Source organism: Saccharopolyspora sp. MMCC62 (assembly GCF_057736575.1).
This window is the reverse complement of sequence record NZ_JBYKCM010000003.1, coordinates 488,837-510,670: the sequence shown is the minus strand read 5'-3', so window position 1 is coordinate 510,670 and position 21,834 is coordinate 488,837. Positions and strand designations below refer to the sequence as shown.

General features: G+C 72.2%; 20 protein-coding genes. 7 read left to right on the top strand and 13 right to left on the bottom strand.

The window, feature by feature from the left end; translation table 11 throughout:
- Positions 1-178: 178 nt before the first annotated feature.
- From AC29IT_RS09570 to AC29IT_RS09550, 5 genes are all read left to right on the top strand, one after another.
- Positions 179-1,813: a glucose-6-phosphate isomerase gene (locus AC29IT_RS09570; protein ID WP_358440652.1), complete on the top strand. Its 1,635-nt coding sequence runs from the start codon at positions 179-181 to the stop codon at positions 1,811-1,813.
- Complete coding sequence (zwf, locus tag AC29IT_RS09565; RefSeq protein WP_488218467.1) at positions 1,810-3,345, top strand: glucose-6-phosphate dehydrogenase; 1,536 nt, start codon at positions 1,810-1,812, stop codon at positions 3,343-3,345. The genes AC29IT_RS09570 and zwf overlap by 4 nt, the downstream gene beginning before the upstream one ends.
- Positions 3,342-4,343, top strand: a complete 1,002-nt coding sequence (gene opcA, locus AC29IT_RS09560; protein WP_488218466.1) for a glucose-6-phosphate dehydrogenase assembly protein OpcA — start codon at positions 3,342-3,344, stop codon at positions 4,341-4,343. Before zwf ends, opcA begins: the two co-directional genes overlap by 4 nt.
- On the top strand, positions 4,340-5,092 hold the full coding sequence (gene pgl / locus AC29IT_RS09555) for a 6-phosphogluconolactonase (RefSeq protein WP_488218465.1): 753 nt from the start codon (positions 4,340-4,342) through the stop codon (positions 5,090-5,092). The genes opcA and pgl overlap by 4 nt, the downstream gene beginning before the upstream one ends.
- A gap of 129 nt (positions 5,093-5,221) precedes the next feature.
- A complete protein-coding gene (locus AC29IT_RS09550) occupies positions 5,222-5,899 on the top strand; it encodes a pyridoxamine 5'-phosphate oxidase family protein (RefSeq protein WP_488218464.1) in 678 nt (225 codons plus the stop codon).
- Between the two features lie 193 nt (positions 5,900-6,092).
- On the opposite strand, the gene AC29IT_RS09545 is transcribed toward AC29IT_RS09550, so the two are convergent.
- The 8 genes from AC29IT_RS09545 to gap all read right to left on the bottom strand — a co-directional run bounded on the left by AC29IT_RS09545 (position 6,093) and on the right by gap (position 13,463).
- Positions 6,093-7,034, bottom strand: coding sequence for a phosphotransferase family protein (locus tag AC29IT_RS09545; RefSeq protein ID WP_488218463.1), 942 nt, complete (start codon positions 7,032-7,034; stop codon positions 6,093-6,095).
- A 276-nt stretch (positions 7,035-7,310) separates the two neighbouring features.
- Positions 7,311-7,784 (bottom strand): ribonuclease E activity regulator RraA, encoded by a 474-nt coding sequence (gene rraA / locus AC29IT_RS09540; RefSeq protein ID WP_488218462.1) that lies wholly within the window; start codon positions 7,782-7,784, stop codon positions 7,311-7,313.
- 151 nt (positions 7,785-7,935) lie between these two features.
- Positions 7,936-8,688, bottom strand: coding sequence for a hydrogenase nickel incorporation protein HypB (hypB, locus tag AC29IT_RS09535; RefSeq protein ID WP_488218461.1), 753 nt, complete (start codon positions 8,686-8,688; stop codon positions 7,936-7,938).
- Between the two features lie 577 nt (positions 8,689-9,265).
- Positions 9,266-9,607, bottom strand: a complete 342-nt coding sequence (locus AC29IT_RS09530; protein WP_224957704.1) for an RNA polymerase-binding protein RbpA — start codon at positions 9,605-9,607, stop codon at positions 9,266-9,268.
- A gap of 83 nt (positions 9,608-9,690) precedes the next feature.
- A complete protein-coding gene (secG, locus tag AC29IT_RS09525; protein ID WP_224957705.1) occupies positions 9,691-9,924 on the bottom strand; it encodes a preprotein translocase subunit SecG in 234 nt (77 codons plus the stop codon).
- 177 nt (positions 9,925-10,101) lie between these two features.
- Positions 10,102-10,887, bottom strand: a complete 786-nt coding sequence (gene tpiA, locus AC29IT_RS09520) for a triose-phosphate isomerase (protein WP_358440630.1) — start codon at positions 10,885-10,887, stop codon at positions 10,102-10,104.
- 56 nt (positions 10,888-10,943) lie between these two features.
- A complete protein-coding gene (locus AC29IT_RS09515) occupies positions 10,944-12,146 on the bottom strand; it encodes a phosphoglycerate kinase (protein WP_358440628.1) in 1,203 nt (400 codons plus the stop codon).
- 306 nt (positions 12,147-12,452) lie between these two features.
- Positions 12,453-13,463: a type I glyceraldehyde-3-phosphate dehydrogenase gene (gene gap, locus AC29IT_RS09510; protein ID WP_488218460.1), complete on the bottom strand. Its 1,011-nt coding sequence runs from the start codon at positions 13,461-13,463 to the stop codon at positions 12,453-12,455.
- A 467-nt stretch (positions 13,464-13,930) separates the two neighbouring features.
- Between gap and AC29IT_RS09505 the strand changes: the two genes are divergently transcribed.
- On the top strand, positions 13,931-14,800 hold the full coding sequence (locus AC29IT_RS09505; protein ID WP_488218459.1) for a glycoside hydrolase family 16 protein: 870 nt from the start codon (positions 13,931-13,933) through the stop codon (positions 14,798-14,800).
- A gap of 46 nt (positions 14,801-14,846) precedes the next feature.
- On the opposite strand, the gene whiA is transcribed toward AC29IT_RS09505, so the two are convergent.
- The 4 genes from whiA to uvrC are packed head-to-tail and all read right to left on the bottom strand — an operon-like array spanning position 14,847 to position 19,907.
- Positions 14,847-15,833: a DNA-binding protein WhiA gene (whiA, locus tag AC29IT_RS09500; protein ID WP_224957711.1), complete on the bottom strand. Its 987-nt coding sequence runs from the start codon at positions 15,831-15,833 to the stop codon at positions 14,847-14,849.
- A complete protein-coding gene (locus AC29IT_RS09495; protein ID WP_358440713.1) occupies positions 15,824-16,786 on the bottom strand; it encodes a gluconeogenesis factor YvcK family protein in 963 nt (320 codons plus the stop codon). Before AC29IT_RS09495 ends, whiA begins: the two co-directional genes overlap by 10 nt.
- A 38-nt stretch (positions 16,787-16,824) precedes the next feature.
- Entirely contained in the window at positions 16,825-17,703 is an 879-nt protein-coding gene (gene rapZ, locus AC29IT_RS09490) for an RNase adapter RapZ (protein ID WP_184478207.1), read from the bottom strand.
- Entirely contained in the window at positions 17,700-19,907 is a 2,208-nt protein-coding gene (gene uvrC / locus AC29IT_RS09485; protein ID WP_488218458.1) for an excinuclease ABC subunit UvrC, read from the bottom strand. Before uvrC ends, rapZ begins: the two co-directional genes overlap by 4 nt.
- Positions 19,908-20,062: 155 nt before the next feature.
- Here uvrC and AC29IT_RS09480 point away from each other — a divergent pair, with 155 nt between their 5' ends.
- Complete coding sequence (locus tag AC29IT_RS09480) at positions 20,063-20,488, top strand: DUF7144 family membrane protein (protein ID WP_488218457.1); 426 nt, start codon at positions 20,063-20,065, stop codon at positions 20,486-20,488.
- A 37-nt stretch (positions 20,489-20,525) separates the two neighbouring features.
- Here AC29IT_RS09480 and AC29IT_RS09475 read toward each other — a convergent pair whose 3' ends face one another.
- Positions 20,526-21,605, bottom strand: coding sequence for a glycoside hydrolase family 172 protein (locus tag AC29IT_RS09475; RefSeq protein ID WP_488218456.1), 1,080 nt, complete (start codon positions 21,603-21,605; stop codon positions 20,526-20,528).
- Positions 21,606-21,834: the final 229 nt, after the last annotated feature.

Here is a 21,834-nt window from a genome sequence, read left to right as displayed (position 1 = left end):
GCCGTTCCACCGCGGGTGTGCCCCGCGCCCGCCCGGGGCACGCGACATTCCACGGAATTCGCGTGCCCCGGGTGCTGTGGCGGGTGGGCCCGGTCAGGCTCATCGGGGTAAGCCCGCGGCGGAGGCGTCCGGTCCGCCCACCGCCGACGTCGCCCATTCCCTAGACACGAGGAAGCAGATGGCAACCGAAACTTCAGTCGAGATCGCAGACGAAGGCCTGGCCGGGGAGGCTCGTGCGCTCGCCGAGCGGCTGGCCGCCGACGGCGCGGCGAGCGGTCTCGCCGCAGGCGACGCCACCCTGTGGGGCCCGGACGCCGAGAGCGAGGCGTCGATCCGGCTCTCCTGGACCACCCTGCACGAGACCTCCCGTCCGCTGCTGGCGGAGATCGCCGAGCTGCGCGCGGAACTGCACGCCGACGGCGTCGACCGGGTCGTGCTCGCCGGCATGGGCGGGTCCTCGCTCGCCCCCGAGGTGATCACCGCGACCGCGGGCGTGCCGCTGACCGTGCTGGACACCACCGACCCGGGTCAGGTCGGGGACGCGCTGTCCGGCGACCTGGACCGCACCGTGCTGGTGGTGTCGTCGAAGTCCGGCACCACCGTCGAGACCGACAGCCACCGCCGCATCTTCGAGGCCGCGTTCGCCGCGAACGGAATCGATCCGGCTACCCGCATCGTCGTGGTCACCGACCCCGGGTCACCGATGGAGACCGCGTCCCGCGAGGCCGGGTACCGGCGGGTCTTCACCGCCGACCCGAACGTGGGCGGCCGCTACTCGGCGCTGACCGCGTTCGGGCTGGTCCCGGCCGGGCTCGCCGGCGCCGACATCACCGCGCTGCTCGACGAGGCCGCCGGCGCGTTCGAACTGGTCCGCGCGGACTCGGCGGACAACCCGGCGGTGCGGCTGGCCGCGGCGTGGGGCGCGGCGCACGAGCGCGGTGCCGAGAAGCTGGTGCTCGCCGACGGCGGCTCCGGCATCCCCGGCTTCGGCGACTGGGCCGAGCAGCTCATCGCCGAGTCCACCGGCAAGCAGGGCACCGGCCTGCTGCCCGTGGTCGTGGAGAACCCGCAGGCCCCGGGCTTCGCCGACGCGGGACGCGACGCCACCACCATCGCCATCGGCGGCGCCGTCGACGGCGCGCAGCTGGTGACCTCCGGCCCGCTGGGCGCCCAGATCCTGCTGTGGGAGTTCGCCACCGCGCTGGTCGGCAGGCTGCTCGGCATCGACCCGTTCGACCAGCCCGACGTGGAGGCCGCGAAGAAGGCCGCCCGCGCGCTGCTCGACGGCCCCGACGGCGGCCCGGTGGTGACGCCGTCGCTGGTGTCCGGTTCCGTCGAGGTCTACGCCTCCGGTGACTGGCTCACCGCGGGCGTGGGCACGGTGGCCGAGGCGCTGCGCGCCTTCGTCAAGGCCGCGCCCGAGCACGGCTACCTGGCGGTGCAGGCCTACCTGGACCGCCTCGACGACGCCTCCGCCGCGCTGCTGCGCCCGGAGCTGGCCCGCCGGACCGGGCTGCAGACCACGTTCGGCTGGGGACCGCGCTTCCTGCACTCCACCGGCCAGTACCACAAGGGCGGCCACCAGAACGGCGCGTTCCTGCAGGTCACCGGCGAAGCCGAGGAGGACCTGCCGGTGCCGGAGCGGCCGTACGCGCTGGCGGGCCTGCAGCGCGCGCAGGCGCTCGGCGACGGCCAGGTGCTCGCCCAGCACGAGCGCCCGGTGCTGCGGCTGCACCTGACCGACCGGGCCGCCGGCCTGGTCGAACTGGTCAAGGCCGTTCAGGAACTGCACGACGAGAGGGGTGGGGCGTGAGCTCCAGAGACCTGCCGCGCAACCCGCTGCGGGACCCGCGCGACAAGCGGCTGCCGCGGATCGCCGGTCCGTCCGGCCTGACGATCTTCGGCGTGACCGGGGACCTGTCCCGCAAGAAGCTGATGCCCGCGATCTACGACCTGGCCAACCGGGGGCTGCTGCCGCCGGGGTTCGCCCTGACCGGCTTCGCCCGCCGGGACTGGGAGGACCAGGACTTCATGCAGGTCGTCTACGAGGCGGTCAAGGAGCACGCGCGCACGCCGTTCCACCAGTCCGTGTGGGACCGGCTGGCCGAGGGCATCCGCTTCGTGCCGGGCTCGTTCGACGACCCGGCCGCGTTCGACCGGCTCGCCGAGACCGTCAAGCAGCTCGACAAGGAGCGCGGGACCGGCGGCAACCACGCCTTCTACCTGTCGGTGCCGCCGTCGGCGTTCCCGACGGTGCTCACCCAGCTGTCCCGCTCCGGGCTGACCGACCAGTCCCCCGACCAGTGGCGCCGGGTGGTCATCGAGAAGCCGTTCGGGCACGACCTGGAGAGCGCCCAGCACCTCAACAAGATCGTCAACGAGGTGTTCCCCGAGGACTCGGTGTTCCGCATCGACCACTACCTCGGCAAGGAGACGGTGCAGAACATCCTGGCGCTGCGCTTCGCGAACCAGCTGTTCGAGCCGCTGTGGAACGCCCACTACGTCGACCACGTGCAGATCACGATGGCCGAGGACATCGGGCTCGGCGGCCGCGCCGGGTACTACGACGGCATCGGTGCGGCGCGCGACGTCATCCAGAACCACCTGCTGCAGCTGATGGCGCTGACCGCGATGGAGGAGCCCGTCAGCTTCTCCCCCGAGGACCTGCGCGCGGAGAAGCTGAAGGTGCTCTCGGCGACCAAGCCGGTCGGCCCGTTCAGCGAGACCACCGCCCGCGGGCAGTACACCGGTGGCTGGCAGGGCGGTTCGCTGGTGCCCGGCCTGCACGAGGAGGGCGGCTTCGCCAGCGACTCGACCACCGAGACCTACGCGGCGATCACCCTCGAGGTGGAGAGCCGCCGGTGGGCCGGGGTGCCGTTCTACCTGCGCACCGGCAAGCGCCTGGGCCGCCGCGTCACGGAGATCGCCGTGGTGTTCAAGCGCGCCCCGCACCTGCCGTTCGACGACACCATGACGGAGGAGCTGGGCCAGAACGCCCTGGTCGTCCGGGTGCAGCCGGACGAGGGCGTGACGATGCGCTTCGGCTCGAAGGTCCCGGGCACCTCGATGGAGGTGCGGGACGTGACGATGGACTTCGGCTACGGCCACGCGTTCACTGAATCCTCCCCGGAGGCCTACGAGCGGCTGATCCTGGACGTGCTGCTCGGTGAACCGTCGCTGTTCCCGGTCAACGCCGAGGTGGAGCAGTCCTGGCGGATCCTCGACCCGGTGCTGGACTACTGGGCGGCGCACGGAGCGCCGGAGAACTACAAGGCCGGGACGTGGGGGCCGTCGACCGCGGACTCCATGATGACCCGCACCGGACGTGTCTGGAGGCGCCCGTGATCATCGACCTGCCGTCGACGACCACCTCGCAGGTCAACAAGAAGATGGTCGAGCTGCGCGAGACCGGCGGTGCCGTCGCGCTCGGCCGGGTGCTGACCCTGGTGATCGTCACCGGGGACGGCACCGAGACGGAGAAGGCCATCCAGGCCGCCAACGACGCCAGCCGGGAGCACCCCGCGCGGGTGATCGTGGTGGCCCGGGGCTCCAAGGAGGCCGCGCCGCGGCTGGACGCGCAGATCCGCATCGGCGGGGACGCGGGTGCCTCGGAGGTCGTGGTGCTGCGCCTGTACGGCGCGCTGGCCGACGAGGGCGCCGGTTCCGTGGTGCCGCTGCTGCTGCCGGACGCGCCAGTGGTGGCGTGGTGGCCGACCGAGGCCCCGGAGGTCCCGGCGAAGGACCCGATCGGGCTGCTCTCGCACCGCCGGATCACCGACGCGGCCGCGGAGCCGGACCCGATCGAGTTCCTGAAGACCCGCGTCGGCTCCTACGTGGAGGGCGACACGGACCTGTCCTGGACCCGGCTCACCTCGTGGCGCGCGATGCTCACCGCCGCGCTGGACCTGCCGCCGTACGAGGCGGTGACCAGCGCCGTCGTCACCGGTGCCGCGGACTCCCCGTCCACGGACCTGCTGGCGGCGTGGCTGGGCGCCTACCTGGAGGTGCCGGTGTACCGGGTGGAGCACCCGCGCGGACCGGGCATCGTCTCGGCCGAGCTGCGGCGGCCCTCCGGTTCGGTGAAGATCGTGCGTCCGGATGGCAAGGTCGGCACGCTGACCCAGCCGGGCCAGCCGGACCGGCGGCTCTCGCTGCACCGCCGCGAGGTGCGGGACTGCCTGGCCGAGGAGCTGCGCAGGCTCGACCCGGACGAGATCTACGAGATCACCCTCGGCGGGCTGGCCGGGATCCGGCGGGTGGCCGAAGCCCCGCCCGCCGACGAGCTCGAGCAGGAACCGGCGCAGGCGGAGTCCGAGCCGGAGCAGGCGGAAGGCGAGGCATGAGCGGGCAGGAAGTCGTCGTGCACGGCGACGGCGAGGTCCTGGCGGCGGCCGCCGCAGCCAGGCTGATCACCCGGATCGTGGACGCGCAGGCCGCGCGCGGTTCGGCGTCGGTGGTGCTCACCGGCGGCCGCACCGGCATCGGCGTGCTGGAGCAGGTCCGGAACTCCCCCGCCCGGGACGCGGTGGACTGGGCGAACGTGGACGTGTACTGGGGCGACGAGCGGTTCCTGCCGGACGGCGACCCGGAGCGCAACGAGACCCAGGCGCGGGCGGCGCTGCTCGACCACGTGGCGGTGGACCCGGAACGGGTGCACCCGATGGCCCCGTCCGGCGGGAAGTTCGGCGCGGACGCCGACGCGGCCGCCGCGCACTACGCGGAGCTGCTGGCCACGATGGCCGAGCCCGCCGTGGAGTTCCCGGTGCCGCGCTTCGACGTGCTGCTGCTCGGCGTCGGCGAGGAGGGGCACACGGCTTCGCTGTTCCCCGACACGCCGTACGTGCGGGAGCAGGAGCGCGCGGTGGTGGGCGTGCACGACTGCCCGAAGCCGCCGCCGACGCGGATCTCGCTGACGCTGCCCGCGATCCGCGCGGCCGCCGAGGTGTGGCTGATGACCACGGGTGCGGCGAAGGCCGAGCCGGTGGCGGCCGCGCTGGGCGGTGCGGATCCGGTGGACATCCCGGCCGCGGGCGCGGTCGGGCTGGAACGCACCCTGTGGCTGCTGGATCCGTCGGCGGCGCCGCGAGGCTGAGCACTGCTGATCGAGTCCGGGCCGTCCGCTCCCCCTCGGAGCGGACGGCCCGTTCGCGTGAAGTGGCCTTTCGTTTTTCCGTAAAATTGGACCTTGGGGGCGTCCACTTCGGCGGCGCAGGATGAGCGCATGACCGAACCGACCACCGCACCGCCGTTGTCCGCGACGCCCCGCACCTCGCTGGGCCGCAAGAAGGACCGGGCGCGTACCGACCGCGCCGACCTGCACGACGTCCTCGACGGGGCGCTGATCTGCCACCTCGGACTGGTCCTGGACGGACATCCGCAGGTGCTGCCCACCGGGTACGGGCGGGACGGCGACGTGCTGTACCTGCACGGCTCGACCGGGGCGCGCAGCGTGCTCGCGGCGGGCCGCGAACCGGAGGTGTGCGTCGCGGTCACCCTGCTGGACGGCGTCGTGTACTCCCGCACCATCAACGACCACTCGATGAACTACCGCAGCGCGGTGATCTACGGCAGGCCGCGGGCGGTGCTGGACCCGGCGGAGAAGCTGCACGGGCTGCGGGTGCTGTCCGAGCACCTGGCGCCGGGTTCGTGGGAGCACGCGCGGGAACCGGACGCGAAGGAGCTCGCGGGGGTGGCGGTGCTGGCGCTCTCGCTCGCGGAGGCCTCGGTGAAGGTCCGCTCCGGCCCGCCCACCGACGACCCGGCGGAACACGGGGCGGGCGCCTGGGCCGGCGTGCTCCCGCTCCGCACCGAGTGGGGGGTTCCGCAGGCCGCCCCGGACCTCGCCGACGGCATTCCCACCCCGCCGCACATCACCGACCGCCGGAACCCCGCCGGCTGAGCGTCCACCGCGCCACGAACGAGCCTGTCGTCCTCCGGTCGGCGGCGACACCGCTGAGCCCGACCGGCCACTCGATCGACCGGCGCGGCCGCGAGCTCTCGGCCACCTCCTCGCGAGCACGGCGCCGTCGCCTGGAGCCACCGGCCCCGCGGCGAGGACGCGGCCGAGGCCCCACCGAGCCGCACGAGCCCGATCACGCCCGGCGGAGCCAGGTGTCGAAGTGGCGGTGCCGGAGCGCGTAGCGGCAGCGCAGCAGCCGCCACTGGCCGTACCCGGTGAACCCCGCGTGCTGCTCGGCGCGCGCCCCGGCCAGCAGCGCCCACGCCCCCACCGCCAGGTCGTCGGCGATGGCGTTGAGCCGGTAGCGGGCGAGGCGCTGCTGGTCGGGCCTGCCGTCGACGATCTCGGCGGCACGCCGCCACTCGTCGTCGAGCTGGCAGGTCTCCACCAGCAGCGCCGCGATGTCGTGGTGCGGGTCGGCGTTGCCCGCGACGTCGAAGTCGACGAGCCGCACCTCCCCCGCCGCGCCGAGCAGCACGTTGGAGGGGCTGCCGTCCCGGTGGCAGGGCCGCGAGTCCCGGCCACCTGCGCGCAGCACCGCGCCGATCCGGCGCACCCGCTCCCGCATCCAGGTGAAGTCGACCGGCAACGGGACCTGCACGGCCGCGGCGGCCTCGGCCCACTGCTCGACGTCGTCGAACACGTCGCGGTCGACGGGCATCTTCGGCCCGCGGTGCAGCATCCGCTTCGCCGCGACGACCGCACCGAGCACGTCCGATTCGCGCAGGTGGTGCGGCTGCAGCGCCTGGAACGTGGCGGGCAGGCGTTCATAGCCCACGGCTCCCACCTCGGCCGCGATGGCGCGGACGGCGGGCCCGACGCCGGTGGTGTGCGCGACGGCCGCGGATCCGGCGGCCCGCGCGGTGTCGACGAGGCCGGTGAGCGCGTCGGGCAGCACCGTCGCGAACCAGCCGTCCAGGTCACCGCCGAGGAACAGGCAGTCGTGCACGGCGGCCTGCCGGGTGCGGTCCAGCCGCGGCGGCACCGCCCGCTCGTACTCGACGTCGTGGCGTCCCGTCAGCGCGTGCAGCGCCCGCCGGGTCCGCGGCTCCCGCGTGTCCGGACCGGCGCTCATCCGGCAGTGCTTCCCACTCCTCGGACGTTAGGAGCGGGAGGCGCCGGTCCTGCTACGCGCGCGTGTCCGGCGGGTCAACTGCCGCGGCGCAGATGTCCACCAGGTAACCGAACCGGACATCCGCCACCATCCGGGCGAGATCCGATGTCCGCCGCGTGTCCGGCTGCGCACCGGCACCTCGACGACCTCGGCAGCACCGAGGTGAATGGCCCATCAGCCCAGCAGGAGTGGGCGGGTGGGCCATTCACCCGGGTGAATCCGGCGTTCCGGGCTCGTTCACGGCTCGGTGAGGACGACGACCCCGTCGTGATCGCTGACCAGGTATTCGCCGGGCACGAACCGCACGCCGCCGAGCTCCACCGGCTCGTCGAGGACGCCGTCGCCGTTCTTGCTGCTCTTGCGCGGGTTCGAGCCGAGCGCCTTGACCCCGAAGTCCATGCCCGCCAGCACCGCGGTGTCGCGCACCGCGCCGTTCACGACGATGCCGGTCCAGCCGTTGGACCGGCCGAGCTCCGCGATCAGGTCCCCGACGAGCGCGGTATGCACCGATCCGGCGCCGTCGATCACCAGCACCTGCCCGTCGCCCGGTTCGGACAGCACCTTCTTGAGCAGCGCGTTGTCCTGGAAGCAGGTGACGGTGCGGATGCGTCCGGCGAACACCTCGCGGCCGCCGTACTGCCGGAACTGCACGTCGCAGCTGCGGATGGCCGGGCCTTCGCGGTCCGCGAGGTCGGCGGTCGACAGGTCCATCGCAATCTCCTCGGCTGGGCCTGCGGCGCTCGCGGCGCCGCACCTTCCCGGGCGCCGAGCCGGCGCGGGCGGCAGCGCCCGGAGCATGATCCGGCGAGCGTATCCGCGGATCAGCGCGCGATGCGGGTTCGGGCGAGCAACGCCACAGCGCTCAGGCGGGAACGGGCGCGGTCCCGTCGTGGTGCGCGCGCAGCCAGCCGCACCATTCGGCGAATCCTTCACCGCGTTTCGCGGACAACCGCACCACCCGGATCCGCGGATTGATGCGCTGCGCGTGCGCGATGAATCGGTCCACGTCGAAATCGAGGTGCGGCAGCAGATCCACCTTGTTCAGCAGCACCAGATCGGTGCTGCGGAATACGTGCGGATATTTCAGCGGTTTGTCCTCGCCCTCGGTGACCGAGGCGATGAGCACCCGGTGGTGCTCACCGAGGTCGAACAGCGCGGGCGCGGCGAGATTGCCGATGTTCTCGATGAACACCATGGATCGCCCGGCCGGTTGCAGGGAACGCAATCCTTCGTCGACCATGTCGGCGTCGAGGTGCCCGCCGGAACCGGTGTTGATCTGCACCACTCGGCAGCCCGCGGCGCGCAACCGGTCGGCGTCGAGGTGGGTCTCCTGGTCGCCTTCGATGGCCGAGATCGACATGGTCGAGCCGAGCTCGCGCAGCGTGCGCTCCAGCAGGGTCGTCTTCCCGGAGCCGGGCGAACTCATCAGGTTCAGCGCGAGAATCCTGCGCCGTGCCAACGAGTTCCGCGTCCGCTCCGCCTGCGCGTCGGAGATCCGCTGCCGGGGGACCGCACCGTCCGAAGCGGACGGTCCTTCGTGGCCGCACGGTTCGGGGAAGTCCGGCCCCGACACCCGGACCCCGGCGCGGCCCGCTGCTGCGTACCCACCGCGCATGATCTCTCGCACCTCCAGCTGTGGCGTCCGGGCGGATTCCGGCTGATCCGTCCAGGCGCGGTAAAGATCATCTCATCGTCGCAGAGAACCGTTCGGTTCTCCATACCGGAATGGCCCGCGAAACGCACTCCGCACGCACATCACGCGGATAGAGCAATGCGCACGGCATCGCCGGAAACGGTCAGTGACCTGGCGGCGAGCCGGAACCGCGCTTTCCCGTTCCGCTCCCCCGCCGGACCCGTCGAATGGTTCGGCGCACCGCGGCGGATCCCCCGACATCCGACCACCGCCGATGGGCGGCGCGCATTCGTCGCGGAACGCGCGCACGACCCGACCCCCATCGCAATTCCCACCGGCCCCGGCGCGCACGCCCTCCCCCGGAACGGGGCAACCGCGCCCGCGCGGGGCGGCTGCTCTCGGACGACACCATGCGGGCCTGCTTCCTGCGACGACGCCGTGCTGCGGTGCGCCCCAAGCTACGACCGGGCCGCGACGGCCCACAACTCGATGTTCCTGCCCGGAGGACGAACGAAGGCGGGCCGGAGAGGTCTCCGGCCCGCCCGCGGTGGACTCGCCGTCAGCGCCCCTGGCGCTTCTTCAGCTTCGTCAACGCCTCTTCGAGGATGGCCATGCCGTCGGAGTCGCTGCGCCGCTCCTTGACGTACGCCAAGTGGCTCTTGTACGGCTCGTTGCGCCGCGCCTCCGGCGGGTTCTGCTCGTCCTGGCCCGCGGGCAGCCCGCAGCGGGGGCAGTCCCACTGGTCCGGCACCTCGGCGTCCATCGAGAAGAACGGCCGCGTGTGGTGGCCGTTGGCGCACCAGTAGTCGACCCGCCTGCGCGGTGCCGACTCGCCCCGCTCCGATTCGCCCATCGGGCCCGCGCCGACGCGCGTGCCTCGGATCGCGTTACCGCCAGTCATGCACTCTCACCCACCAAGCCGCACGGAGGACCGGCCGCACCGGCCGGCCGCTGTTGGTCAACCGCTGCCAGCTCGCCGGACCGTCAACCGATCTTGATCAGCAGCCCGGTACCGATGATGCAGATCACCCAGACCGCGATGACCACGATCGTGATCCGGTCCAGGTTCTTCTCCGCCACGCTGGAACCGGACAGGCTCGACTGCATGCCGCCGCCGAAGAGCGAGGAGAGCCCGCCGCCCTTGGCCCGGTGCAGCAGAACCAGCAGCACCAGCAGCACGCTCGTCAGGATCAGGCCGATCTGCAGGATTAGATTCATCACGTCCTCGTTCACACAGCGGTTCGCCACCGAGAGTACCGGTTGGCGTTCGTCCGGTGGACCGCCGTCCGCCTTAGCGCCGGTGTTCCCCCGGGTTCGGTGGGTGCACCGCCCCGGCCGACGAGGTCGCGCGGCCGGGGCGGTCGCGGTGCCGGCCCGTGCGGACCGGCCTGCGGATCACGGCAGCGGGCCGCCCGCCGCCATGGCGCTGAGCTTGGTGAACTCGTCGCCGTTGAGGCTCGCGCCGCCGACGAGCGCGCCGTCGACGTCGCTCTGCGCGATCAGCTCACCGATGTTGCTGGACTTGACCGAGCCGCCGTAGAGCACCCGCACCTCGTCGGCGATCTCCTTGCCGTACTTCTCGGCCAGCGCCACGCGCAGGGCCGCGCACACCTCCTGCGCGTCGGCGGCGGTGGCGACCTTGCCGGTGCCGATGGCCCACACCGGCTCGTAGGCGACGACGACCGAGCGGACCTGCTCGGCCTTGAGGCCCTTCAGCGCGTTGATCAGCTGGGTGGTGCAGTGCTCGACGTGCCCGCCGGATTCGCGGACGTCGAGCTGCTCGCCGACGCACAGGATCGGGGACATGCCGTTCTTCAGGGTGGCCCGCACCTTGCGGCCGACGACCTCGTCGGTCTCCGCGTGGTACTCGCGGCGCTCGGAGTGGCCGACGACCACGTAGCTGCAGCCGAGCTTGGCGAGCATCGGCCCGGACACGTCACCGGTGTAGGCGCCGGAGTCGTGCTCGGAGACGTCCTGCGCGCCGTGCTTGAGCAGCAGCTTGTCGCCGTCGATCAGGGTCTGCACGCTGCGGATGTCGGTGAACGGCGGGATGACCGCCACCTCGACCTTCGCGAAGTACTTCTCGGGCAGCGCGAAGGCGACCTTCTGCACCAAGGCGATCGCTTCCAGGTGGTTCAGGTTCATCTTCCAGTTGCCCGCGATCAGCGGAGTCCTGGCCATGCGGAGTCCTTTCCTGCGGCGGAGCCGCTAGTCACCACGTCCGGAGGTTCGGGCGCTCAGGCTTCGCCTTCGAGGACCGCGACCCCGGGCAGGTCCTTGCCTTCGAGGAATTCCAGCGACGCGCCACCACCGGTGGAGATGTGCGAGAACCCGTCCTCGGGGAGGCCGAGGGTGCGGACCGCGGCCGCGGAGTCGCCGCCGCCGACGACGCTGAACGCGTCGGAGTCGACGATGGCCTGCGCGACGCCCCGGGTGCCCGCGGCGAACGCCTCGAACTCGAAGACGCCCGCGGGGCCGTTCCAGAACACGGTGCCCGCGGTGCGCAGCGCGTCGGCGAACAGCTCGACGCTGCGCGGCCCGATGTCCAGGCCCATCCAGCCCTCGGGGATGGCGTCGGCTTCGACGACCTGGGTGTTCGCGTCGGCGGCGAAGGCGTCGGCGACGACCACGTCGACGGGCAGCACCAGCTTGTCGCCGTGCTTCGCGAGCAGGTCGCGGGTGGCGTCGAGCTGGTCGTTCTGCAGCAGCGAGGAACCGACCTGGTGGCCCTGCGCGGCCAGGAAGGTGTAGGCCATGCCGCCGCCGATGAGCAGCTTGTCGACCTTCGGCAGCAGCGCTTCGATCACGCCGAACTTGTCGGAGACCTTGGAGCCGCCGAGCACTACGACGTAGGGCCGCCGCGGGTCGCCGACGAGGGTGCGCAGCACGTCCACTTCGGACAGCACGAGGCCGCCCGCGTAGCCCGGCAGCAGCTTCGCCACGTCGTAGACGGAGGCCTGCTTGCGGTGCACCACGCCGAATCCGTCCGAGACGAACGCCGCGCCGTCGCCGACCAGGTCGGCCAGTTCGCGGGCGAACGCGCCGCGCTCGGCTTCGTCCTTGCTGGTCTCGCGCGGGTCGAACCGCACGTTCTCCAGCAGCGCCACCGAACCGTCGGCCAGCGCGTCCACGGTGGACCGGGCCGACGCACCGGTGACGTCCTCGGCGACGGCGACCTCGGTGCCCAGCAGCTCACCGAGCCTGCGCGCCACGGGGGCGAGGGAGAACTGCGGGTCCGGCTCGCCCTTGGGGCGGCCGAGGTGGGCGGTCACCACGACCTGCGCACCGGCCCCGGTCAGCTTCTCGATCGTCGGCAGCGAGGCCCGCACCCGGCCGTCGTCGGTGATCCTGTCGCCGTCCAGCGGAACGTTGAGGTCGGCGCGCAGCAGCACGCGTCGCCCCCGGACTCCTTCGGACAGCAGATCGTCGAGGTTCTTCACGTCTGCTCCTCATGTGAAAGAGAAGGCCCGCACGAGCACGGCTCATGCGGGACCTTCAACAAGCTTCCGACCATCGGGGACTGTCAGCTCGCCGATTCGAGCTTCCGGCACCGGCCGACCATCGTCCTGTCAGCGGCGAAGCCGCTGAACAGCGACCCCCAGAGCAACCGGCACCGCCGCGGGTTCTCAGCCGTCTCGTCGCGAGGACGGCTTCTTCCCTCGTGGCGGAGCCACTTGGGAAGAAGACCCCGCAGCGACGAGGCGGCTGAGGTTCCGCTACCGGATCCGCGAGTCAGAACGAGCCCGTCAGGCCAGCTTCGAACCGACCAAAGCGGAAAGGTCGGCGAGGCGGTTGGAGTAGCCCCACTCGTTGTCGTACCAGCCGACGATCTTGACCTGGTCGCCGATGACCTTGGTCAGCGGCGCGTCGAAGACCGTGGAGGCCGGGTCGGTGACGATGTCGCTGGAGACGATCGGGTCCTCGCTGTAGCGCAGCACGCCCTTGAGCGGGCCCGAGCCCGCAGCGGCGCGGAACGCGGCGTTGACCTCGTCGACGGAGGTCTCCTTGCCGAGGGTCGCGGTGAGGTCGGTGACCGAGCCGGTCGGCACCGGCACGCGCATGGCGTAGCCGTCGAGCTTGCCGTTGAGCTCGGGCAGCACCAGGCCGATGGCCTTGGCCGCACCGGTGCTGGTGGGCACCACGTTGATCGCGGCACCGCGGGCGCGGCGAAGGTCCTTGTGCGGGCCGTCCTGCAGGTTCTGGTCCGCGGTGTAGGCGTGCACCGTGGTCATCAGACCGCGCTGGATGCCGAAGGTGTCGTCGAGCACCTTGACCATGGGGGCCAGGCAGTTCGTGGTGCAGGACGCGTTGGAGATGATCGTCTGCGAGCCGTCGTACTTGTCGTCGTTGACGCCGAGCACCACGGTCAGGTCCTCGCCCTTGGCGGGCGCGGAGATGATGACCTTCTTGGCCCCGCCCTCGTCGACGTGCTTGCGGGCGTCCGCGGCGTTGGTGAAGAAGCCGGTGGACTCGACGACCACGTCCACGCCCAGGTCGCCCCAGGGCAGCTTGCCCGGGTCGCGCTCGGCCAGGATCTTGATCTGCTTGCCGCCCACCTCGATGCCTTCGCCGGTGACCTTCACGTCCTGCTCGAGGCGCCCGAGGACGCTGTCGTACTTGAGCAGGTGGGCCATCGTCGCGACATCGCCCAGGTCGTTGGCGGCCACGATCTCGATGTCGTGGTCGCTGGCGGTCGCAGCCCGCCAGAAGTTCCGCCCGATGCGGCCGAAGCCGTTGATCCCTACGCGAACGGTCACGCCTATCTCCTCGTGACTGACCCTGCCGCCTCGACGCGACGGGTGAGCGGTTGGTGGATTCCTCAGCACCCTATCTGTCCGCGCCAACTGCGCAGACGACCGGGCGCGCGCCTTCCGGAACAATCATGGCGCAGCTCGCCGCACCGCGGGGGATGATCACCCGCTCGTGCCGCGATATCTGCCTTTCGGGTGCCCCGACGTGCTGCATCCGCCGGTTGACCGATCTTGAGCGGGCTCTCGAGAATGTGCGGGGCCGTCGTGATCGACGTCTCTGCACCGGTACCGCCTGCGCGGCGCGACCTGCGGGGCGCGGCGGCCGGTGGAGGTCCCGGCACCCGGCCGGGCCCGACCTGAGGGAGGACCGCGCGATGGCGCTGCCCGGACGATCGCGGAACGGGACGAGGACGGGATCGGCACCGCGCCGGCGGGGCCGGTTGGCCGCGGCGGCGCTGGCCGCGGGGATCGGCTTGACCGGCCTGGCCACCGCCCCCGCCGGGGCGGACGTCCCGCCGCCGGAAGACGGCTGGACGCTGACCTTCGGCGACGACTTCACCGGCGCGGCCGGGTCGGCGCCCGGCGACGACTGGCAGGTGGACACCGGCCGCGGCTATCCGGGCGGACCGGACGGCTGGGGCACCGGCGAGGTGCAGAACTACACCGCCGATCCGGAGAACCTGCAGCAGGACGGCGACGGCAACCTGGTGATCACCCCGCGCCAGGACGAGTCCGGGGGCTGGACGTCCGCGCGGATCGAGACCCGGCGCGGCGATTTCAAGGCCGCCGAGGGCGGGGTGCTGCGCATCGAGGGCCGCGTCCGGATGCCGGACGTGGCCGCGGACCGCGCGCTGGGCTACTGGCCCGCGTTCTGGGCGCTGGGGTCGCCGTACCGCGAGGACCTGTGGAGCTGGCCCGGCATCGGCGAGTTCGACATCATGGAGAACGTCAACGCCGAGAACCGCGTGTACGGGGTGCTGCACTGCGACGTCTCCCCCGGCGGCTCCTGCGACGAGACGGACGGGCTGGCCGCGAACCGGGAGTGCCCGGACAGCACCTGCCAGGAGGCGTTCCACACCTACCGGTTCGAGTGGGACCGCAGCGGCGAGGTCGAGGAGCTGCGCTGGTACGTGGACGGGCAGCAGTACCACTCGGTGCGCGAGTCCGATGTGGACCCGGCGGCGTGGCAGAACATGACCTCGCACGACGGGTACTTCGTGCTGCTCAACGTCGCGGTCGGCGGCCAGTTCCCGGACAAGAACTCCGGGATCACCACGCCGACCGAGGCGACCGAGCCGGGGCACCCGATGCTCGTCGACTACGTCGCCGTCTACAACAGGTGATCCGCGCGCGAACGGCCCCTCCCGCACCGGAGGGGCCGTTCGGCCGTCAGACCTCGGCTTCGAGCAGTTCCGAGGTGACCGCGGACTCGGTGTCGGGGAGGTTGAGCTCCCTGGCCCGCTTGTCGGCCATCGCCAGCAGCCTGCGGATCCGCCCGGCCACCGCGTCCTTGGTCATCGGCGGGTCGGCGAGCTGGCCCAGTTCCTCCAGCGACGCCTGCCGGTGCGCGAGCCGCAGCCGCCCGGCCACCAGCAGGTGATCCGGCGCGGTGGGTCCGAGCAGGTCCAGCGCGCGCTGCACGCGGGCGGCCGCGGCGACCGCGGCGCGCGCCGAGCGGCGCAGGTTCGCGTCGTCGAAGTTCGCCAGCCGGTTCGCGGTGGCCCGCACCTCGCGGCGCATCCGCCGCTCTTCCCAGGACAGCACGCTGGAGTGCGCGCCGAGCTTGGTCAGCAGCGCGCCGATGGCGTCGCCGTCGCGGACCACGACGCGGTCGGCGCCGCGGACCTCGCGGGACTTGGCCTGCACGCCGAGCCGCCGGGCCGCCCCGACCAGGGCGAGCGCCGCCTCCGGTCCCGGGCAGGTGACCTCCAGCGCGGAGGACCGGCCGGGTTCGGTGAGCGAGCCGTGCGCGAGGAAGGCCCCGCGCCACGCCGATTCGGAGTCGCAGGAGCCGCCGGAGACGACGTGCGCGGGCAGGCCGCGCACGGGTCGTCCGCGCGGGTCGAGCAACCCGGTCTGCCGGGCGAGGCTCTCGCCGTCCTTGACGACGCGCACCACGTAGCGGGTGCCCTTGCGCAGCCCGCCGGAGGTGATCATGTGCACGTCGGAGGTGTGCCCGAACAGCTCGTGCACCTCCTTGCGCAGCCTGCGCGCCGAGGAACCGCTGTCCAGCTCTGCTTCCACCACGACCCGGCCGCCGACGATGTGCAGCCCGCCCGCGAACCGCAGCAGTGAGGAGACCTCGGATCTGCGGCAGCAGGTCTTGGTCACCGGCAACCGGCTCAGTTCGTCTTTGACCGCCGCGGTCATCGCCACCGGTCAGTCCTCCTCTCCAGCGCGGCCGCCAGGCTCGCCGCGAGCGCCTCCGGGTCGTGCCTGCCCGGCGCGGCGGGCGAGGCGACAGTGTCGAGCAGAGTTTGCGCACCCAGCCCGGCAGCCGCAGCACGAAGCCGATCAGGTGTCGGCACCGATCCGGCGTCCGCGAGAACCGCGTCCACGGACAATCGCGGTGCGTGCTGCGAGAGTACGTCGAGATGTTGCTCCGGGGAGAAACCCGCTGTTTCGCCCGGTTGTGGGACGAGGTTGAGCACCACCACGCGCCGCGCGCTCGTGGTCACCAGCGCCTCGTGCAGCTCCGGAACCAGCAGGTGCGGCAGCACGCTGGTGAACCAGGAACCGGGGCCGAGCAGCACCACGTCCGCGTCCAGCACCGCGCGCACCGCGTGCGGGCAGGCCTGCGGGGTGTGCTGCTCGCCGTTCGCCGCCGCGAGCCGCACCTTCTTCACCCGGCCCGGGGTGCTGGCGATGGCGACCTGGCCGCGGATGGTGCGCACCGAGTCCGGGTCCGCGTCCAGGCCCACCACCTCGGCCTCCATGTCGAGCGGTTCACCGGACATCGGCAGCACCCGGCCGCGGGCGCCGACCAGGCGGCAGGCCTCGTCGAGCACCGCGACCGGGTCGCCGACCACGTCGAGCAGCCCGGCCAGCAGCAGGTTCCCGACGGCGTGCCCGGCCAGCGCCCCGTTGCCGCCGAAGCGGTGCTGGAACACCTGCGCCCAGCGCTGCCCGTTCTCGTCCGGCGCGGCCAGCGCGGCCAGCGCCTTGCGCAGGTCGCCGGGCGGCAGCATGCCGAGTTCGCGGCGCAGCCGCCCGGAAGAACCGCCGTCGTCGGCGACGGTGACCACGGCGGTGACGTCCGGGGTGAGCCGGGTCAGCGCGGCGAGCGTGACCTGCAGGCCGTGCCCCCCGCCGAGCGCGACCGCGCGCAGCGGGCGCTCGGCGGGGTCGTGCGGTGGTGCGGCCGGGCTCACTCGCGCCCCAGGTCCCGGTGGACGGTCTTGACCATCATCCCTTCGTCGTCGGCGAGCCTGCGGGCCATCTCCTCGACGAGGGCGACGCTGCGGTGCTTGCCGCCGGTGCAGCCCAGCGCCAGCGTCAGGTACCGCTTGCCCTCCCGGTGGTAGCCGGCGCCGACCAGCCGCAGCAGTCCCTGGTAGCTCTCCAGGAACTCCTCGGCACCTTCTTGGCCGAGCACGTAGTTGCGGACCTCCTCGTCGAGGCCGTTGAACTCGCGCAGCTCCGGGATCCAGAACGGGTTCGGCAGGAACCGGCAGTCCATCACCAGATCCGCGTCCATCGGCAGCCCGTACTTGTAGCCGAAGGACAGCACGGTCACCCGGGTGCGGGTCTCGGCCTCGGTGCCGAACGCGTCCTCGATCTTGGTGCGCAGCTGGTGCACGGACAGCCCGGTGGTGTCCACCACCAGGTCGGCCTCGGAGCGCAGCCGGGACAGCAGCGCGCGCTCGTTGGCGATGCCGTCGGCGAGCCGCCCTTCGCCCTGCAGCGGGTGGCCGCGGCGCACCTGCTCGAAGCGGCGGATCAGGACCTCGTCGGTGGCCTCCAGGAACAGCACCTTCGGCTTGTAGCCGCGGGCGTCCAGGTCCTTGATGACCGATCCGAGGTCTTCGGTGAACGCGCGGCTGCGCACGTCCATCACGACCGCGACGCGGGTGATCGCGCCGCTGGAACGCGCCCCCAGCTCCACCATCGTCGCGATCAGTTCGGGGGGCAGGTTGTCCACGACGAACCAGCCCAGGTCCTCCAGGCATTTGGCGGCGGTGCTGCGCCCGGCGCCGGAAAGGCCGCTGACGACGGCGACCTCGATGCCCGACTTCTCCTCGCTCACTGATTCTCCCCTTCAGTGCTGGTGTCTCCCCCGCCTGCCCCGGCCGCCTCAGCGGCGAGGGCCGCGCACACGGTCTCGGCGGTACTCCTGCCGAAGCCGGGTACCGCCATGATGTCCTCGATCCTCGCCTGCTTGAGCTTGCGCACCGAACCGAAGTGCTTCAGCAGGGCGGTCTTCCGGGCCTCCCCAAGCCCGGGGACCGAATCGAGCACGGACCGGCTGAGGCGCTTGGAGCGCTTCTGCCGGTGGTAGGTGATCGCGAACCGGTGCGCTTCGTCGCGCACCCGTTGCAACAGGTACAGCGCCTCGCTGGTGCGGGGCAGGATGACCGGATCGGGCTCGTTGGGCAGCCACACCTCTTCGAGGCGCTTGGCCAGTCCGATCACGGCGACGTCGGTGACGCCGAGGTCGGCGAGCGCGTCGGCGGCGGCGTTGGCCTGCGGCGCACCGCCGTCGATGACCAGCAGGTTCGGCGGGTAGGCGAACTTGCGGGGGCGGCCGGTCTCCGGGTCGATGCCGGGGGCGGGGCCGTCGAGGTCGGCGAGCTCGCCGGAAGCGGCTCGGACGTCCACTTCGGACTCGGCGGTGCGCTCGGCGCGCTGGTCCGCGGCACCGGGTTCCGCGGCGCCGGGACCTGCCGTGCCGGAACCCGCGTTGCCGGAACCCGCCGTGCCGGAACCTGCGATGCCGGAACCCGCCGTGCCGGAACCTGGGGCGCCGGACGCTCCCGCGTCGGCCTCCCCCGCGGCAGGCCGCCCGGCACCGGTCCCCTCAGTGCCCGTTTCCTTGAGGTAGCGGGCGAACCGGCGGCGCACCACCTCGTCGATGGAGCCCACGTCGCCGCCCTCGGCGCCTTCGCGCACCGAGAACCGGCGGTACTCGGACTTGCGCGGCACCCCGTCCTCGAACACCACCAGCGAGGCCACCACGTCGCTGCCCTGCACGTGGCTGACGTCGACGCACTCGATGCGCAGCGGCGCCGTGTCCAGCTCCAGCGTCTCCTGCAGCTCCTGCAGCGCCGCCGAGCGGGCGGTGAGGTCACCGGCGCGGCGCAGCTTGTACTGGGTGAACGCCTCCTTGGCGTTGCGCTCGACGGTCTCCATCAAGGTCCGCTTGTCGCCGCGCTGCGGCACCCGCAGGTCCACCCGGCTGCCGCGCAGCTCGCCGAGCCACTGCCCCAGCGCCTCCGCGTCCTCGGGGACCTCCGGCACCAGCACCTCGCGCGGGACCGGGGTGCCGCCCGCGTCGGCCTGGTCGGCCAGCGCCGCCTGCTCCCCGTAGAACTGGGTGAGGAACCGGCCGGTGAGCTCCGCGAGCTCGGTCTCGGCCTCCAGGTCGATGACCCAGCCGCGCTGGCCGCGCACCCGCCCGCCGCGGATGTGGAAGACCTGCACGGCGGCGGCGAGCTCGTCCTTCGCGAACGCGATCACGTCGGCGTCGGTGCCGTCGCCGAGCACCACCGCCTGCTTCTCCATGGCGCGGCGCAGCGCTTCCAGATCGTCGCGCAGCCGGGCGGCCCGCTCGAACTCCAGCTCGGCGGACGCCTCCTTCATCTCGCGGTCCAGCTTGCGCATCAGGGTGTCGGTGCGGCCGCTGAGGAAATCGCAGAAGTCGTCCACGATGGACCGGTGCTCCGCGGCGTCGACCCGGCCCACGCAGGGCGCCGAGCACTTGCCGATGTAGCCGAGCAGGCAGGGCCGCCCGATCTGGCCGTGCCGCTTGAACACCCCGCTTGAACAGGTGCGGGCGGGGAACACGCGCAGCAGCGTGTCCAGCGTGTCCCGGATCGCCCACGCGTGCGCGTACGGACCGAAGTAGCGCACGCCCTTGCGGCGCGGGCCGCGGTAGACGTGCAGCCGCGGGTACTCCTCGTGCAGGGTCACCGCCAGCACGGGGTAGGACTTGTCGTCCCGGTAGCGCACGTTGAACCGCGGGTCGTACTCCTTGATCCAGGAGTACTCCAGCTGCAGCGCCTCCACCTCGGTGCCGACGACGGTCCAGCGCACGCCGGTGGCGGTGGTGACCATCCGCCGGGTGCGCGGGTGCAGCCCGGAGAGGTCGGCGAAGTAGTTCGCCAGCCTGCTGCGCAGGCTCTTCGCCTTGCCGACGTAGATGATCCGCCCCTCGGCGTCGTGGAAGCGGTACACGCCGGGGGCGTCCGGAATCGTTCCGGGTGCTGGGCGGTACGTCGACGGGTCGGCCACGGCTCCACCCTACGTGCGCGACCGACACTCCCCGTCACGGCATCGGCGCCCGTGCGGGGACCTTCGCCCCTTGGTGATGCCGCCGTCACGCGGTGTCCTGGGAGGCCCGCCGGGTCGGCCCGGGGGCGTGCGCGGCGACGAGGAGATGATCACCGATGGCGCAGGTCGGGCACGGCGGTGCGCACGCCGTGCGCCGCACCGGCGGTGCCCGGGTGCGCGGGCCGGCGCGGTTCGCCGGGATCATGCTGGTGCTGGTGGGCGCGTTCCACCTGGCCGTCGCGGTGGCCACGGTCGCCGCGGACCTGTTCCTCGTGGTGCTGGGCAGCTACGTGTTCGGCTACGACGTGGCGACGTGGGGCTGGCTGCACCTCGTGCTGGCGGTGCTGGTGGCGGCCACCGGGATCGGGCTGCTCGCGGGCGGGCGCCCATCCCGGCCCGCGGCGCTGACCGCCGCGGTGCTCAGCGCGGTGGCCGGGTTCCTGTTCGTGCCCTACCAGCCGCTGTGGTCCCTGCTGATCATCGCGGGTGATGTGGCGGTCCTGTGGTCGCTGACCGGGAACCGCCCGGCCGACGCCCCCTGAACTTCCGGCCCCGCCCGCGGCGGGACCGGAGCGGAGCTCACAGCGGGTGCGGGAGCCGGTCGTGCACCGGCAGCAGCCCGAACGGCTTCGACGGGAGGGTCTGGTACCAGTAGGCGACCGAGGAGACGTCGTCGGAGCGCTTGTTGGCGTGCCCGTGCTCGATGCTCACCTCGATCGACGAGTCGAAGGTGATCGGGTCCTCCACGTGGAACCGGTAGTAGGACACCTGCCCGCTCCAGTTCCGCCCGCCCGGCAGCGTGAGCCCGTGGTACGGCGCGTGGTACGGCTGGCTGGGACACCAGGCGGTGTTGAAGTAGTCCTCGGTGCCGGTGCCGTGCAACCGGGGCGGCCACGGCTCACCGTCGATGAAGATCATGTCATCGCCTTCGCCGTACCAGTTCCAGTCGGTGGTGGAGCGCAGGTTGTGCACGTTGAGCACCGAACCGACGTAGTGCCCGCGGCCCTCGGCCTGCAGGATCACGTAGTTGCCCGCCCCGTCGAGGTTGGTGCCGCCGAACAGGAACTCGTCGTTGGTCTGGTCGCCCTGCTCGACGCCGTCGGTGGGGTCCTCGCGGCGCCACTGGGCGTGGAAGTAGCCGAGGTCCGGGTCGGCCCGCTGGTACTGCTCGTAGTCGACGTAGTAGTAGAAGATCACCGTTTTGAGGCTGAGCTCGCTGATCAGCTCGAACCGGGCGCCTTCGGCGAAGGGCATGGCGAACCAGCAGTTGAAGCCCTTGCCGTCCTGCGGGCTCATCTGCAGCGGCGCGGACACGAAGTTCTCGGTGCGGCCGTGGCCCATGCCGAAGAAGTCGCCGAGCGGGACCAGCACGCTCGGGTGCGAGGCGTCATCCCAGGTGATCTTGAGGACGAGCCTGCGCAGGTAGTCGCCCTCCACCTCGGGCCGGTGCGGCCCGTCCTCGACGGCGACCGTGCACCAGATGTGGGTCACCGCACCGGGACCGGTGAGCCGGGCGAGCTCGCGGCTCTCGCCGGGTTCGAGCCGGATGTTGTCGTCGTTGCCCCCGGTCCGGTCCCAGCTGGAGACCCGCCCCCGCTTGGACTGCCGCAGCCGCGGCAGATCCCGCAGGCTGCTCCCGAACGTCCCGTAACCCGACATGCGCCCCTCCCAGTTCGCGTGCTGGACCGGTGATCCCCGCCCCCGGAGAGTCAACGTTCCGCGACCCGTTCGTGTCGAGATCATTCATCCGATCGGCATTTCCCAAGATCACCGTTTCCAGCGGGCGGAGTCCGCCGCTGCCGATCCTCGGTGCGGGAGGTGTAGCGCATGATCCAGTGGTCCCGTTCCGGGTCGTGGCGCACCTCGACGCCGAATTCGGTCCAGCCCC

Coding starts and splice junctions, on each gene's coding strand:
- AC29IT_RS09570 (WP_358440652.1), top strand. CDS start 179: ATGGCAACCGAAACTTCAGTCGAGATCGCAGACGAAGGCCTGGCCGGG.
- pgl (WP_488218465.1), top strand. CDS start 4,340: ATGAGCGGGCAGGAAGTCGTCGTGCACGGCGACGGCGAGGTCCTGGCG.
- AC29IT_RS09550 (WP_488218464.1), top strand. CDS start 5,222: ATGACCGAACCGACCACCGCACCGCCGTTGTCCGCGACGCCCCGCACC.
- AC29IT_RS09545 (WP_488218463.1), bottom strand. CDS start 7,034: ATGAGCGCCGGTCCGGACACGCGGGAGCCGCGGACCCGGCGGGCGCTG.
- rraA (WP_488218462.1), bottom strand. CDS start 7,784: ATGGACCTGTCGACCGCCGACCTCGCGGACCGCGAAGGCCCGGCCATC.
- hypB (WP_488218461.1), bottom strand. CDS start 8,688: ATGCGCGGTGGGTACGCAGCAGCGGGCCGCGCCGGGGTCCGGGTGTCG.
- AC29IT_RS09530 (WP_224957704.1), bottom strand. CDS start 9,607: ATGACTGGCGGTAACGCGATCCGAGGCACGCGCGTCGGCGCGGGCCCG.
- secG (WP_224957705.1), bottom strand. CDS start 9,924: ATGAATCTAATCCTGCAGATCGGCCTGATCCTGACGAGCGTGCTGCTG.
- tpiA (WP_358440630.1), bottom strand. CDS start 10,887: ATGGCCAGGACTCCGCTGATCGCGGGCAACTGGAAGATGAACCTGAAC.
- AC29IT_RS09480 (WP_488218457.1), top strand. CDS start 20,063: ATGGCGCAGGTCGGGCACGGCGGTGCGCACGCCGTGCGCCGCACCGGC.
- AC29IT_RS09475 (WP_488218456.1), bottom strand. CDS start 21,605: ATGTCGGGTTACGGGACGTTCGGGAGCAGCCTGCGGGATCTGCCGCGG.